This is a genomic window from Capnocytophaga catalasegens, from assembly GCF_026005215.1.
Classification (GTDB): Bacteria; Bacteroidota; Bacteroidia; order Flavobacteriales; family Flavobacteriaceae; genus Capnocytophaga; species Capnocytophaga catalasegens.
The window spans coordinates 1-1,598 of the sequence record NZ_BPMA01000070.1 but is presented as its reverse complement, the minus strand read 5'-3'; the positions used below and the strand labels follow the sequence as shown (position 1 = coordinate 1,598).

The following is a 1,598-nucleotide window of genomic DNA, read 5'->3' as shown; positions in this document are numbered from 1 at the left end:
TTTGCCTAATTCGTTCCTTTGTAGTGTTGAATTGATGTACTCATATTATTTATAAATCTATGGATTATACAAGTATCAATAATGCCTTATATCGCCCTATATTTTCTGGGGTAAGCTATGATACTTATATGCCATATAGTGATTGTTCGTCTTTACGTCTTGGTTTTGGCGATACCAAATTCAGTATTGATAAAATGAAAGATACTGCGATAAAGTATCGTCATCATACCGAGCGTTTGACCGAAGTTTTTTTTAATCAAAAGAATATCAATGATTTATGTAAAGAAATTCACAGATTCTTATATCATCATTTGCAATATAAGTTAGACGGCGAAAAACAGAAATTGCGTTCGCCTGCGTGCAGTTGGGCAAGCCGAAAAGAGGGGATTGATTGTAAGAGTTATAGCATATTTGCCAGTACTATTTTACAGAATGCAGGAGTTTCTCACTATATGCGTCGCATCAAACAAGCCAGTAATCCTAACGGATTTACTCACGTGTATATTGTTGTTCCAATTGACCAAAAGCGTTTTAATCTCACCAAAGGATATTATACCATTGATGGCACAATTCCGCAATTTACTGAATTATCGTATATTGAAGCTGACAATGTGTTTATTTTTTCCGGAAAAACCACAAAAACCATAAAAGGTTTGGGGGTTGTAGATCAATATGATGCATTTTTAAGTGAAGAAAGCGAGAAAGCAAAGCAATATGCCGAATATGTAGCCTCGTTGAAGGCTCAAAATACAGCAGGAATAGTAGATTTGATAGGAGGCACAGCGGCTGCTATTGCTCATTGTATTCTTGGTGTTGGTTCAGTAGTAGGTACGGCTCTTACAGCTGTTACTGCATTGGTTACCACAGTGATACGTTTTGGTAGTAATCCGTGTTCAACGGCTTTTTATACAGCTGATTTTATCAAAGAAAATCTAAAAAAAGAATTTTTACCTACTTTTAAAAAGATAGTAGCAAGTATTCAAGCCGATATAAAAAACGATACGCAGGCACTTGGTATTGGTGATGTGAATAAAATTTTAAAAGAAATAGACTTAGGTTTTGCGCATTATATGCATCAGTACGAGACGCACAGTGGGAACGATTGTAGCGTTCAGTCGTTAAAGTCTTATATGGTGTTTGCTACTAAAATGCATGAAATTGCCAACGAGGTAATAGAGGGTATGAAGTTGGCTTTGGAAAAGTATTTTAATGTTGCGGTGATTGAGAAAAAAGCCCGTACTACCGAGCGAGGATGGTACTTTATTGTGCCTTCGGGAGTAAACCCTATTGAGGCAACTTATCGGGAATTGGTTGTTGAAGGCAAAGAGAAGAAGAAAGGAATTTATCCATACGGAGACGCTCTTAGTTTTGATAAATGGCTGGAAGATAATGTGATAGAAATTTCGGTAAAATATGGAAATGCACAAGGGGAAAGGTATCGCTCCGAAATGCTTCCTTTTAAAGCGAAGATTGAAGCGATTAGGCAAAACTTAGCCCTTCCGATGATTACCCGAATGAATTTAGAAGATGCTTTGCGTAAGCAAGAATACGATATTTATCTCAAATACGACAAAGATTATTTGTATATCCGTAATCAC

Annotated in this window: 1 protein-coding gene; it reads left to right on the top strand. The window is 36.5% G+C overall.

Annotated elements, in window-relative coordinates; all coding sequences use genetic code 11:
- Positions 1 to 59: 59 nt before the first annotated feature.
- Positions 60 to 1,598 (top strand): hypothetical protein (locus OO775_RS13310; protein WP_264847721.1); only part of this gene is annotated, 1,539 nt, incomplete at its 3' end.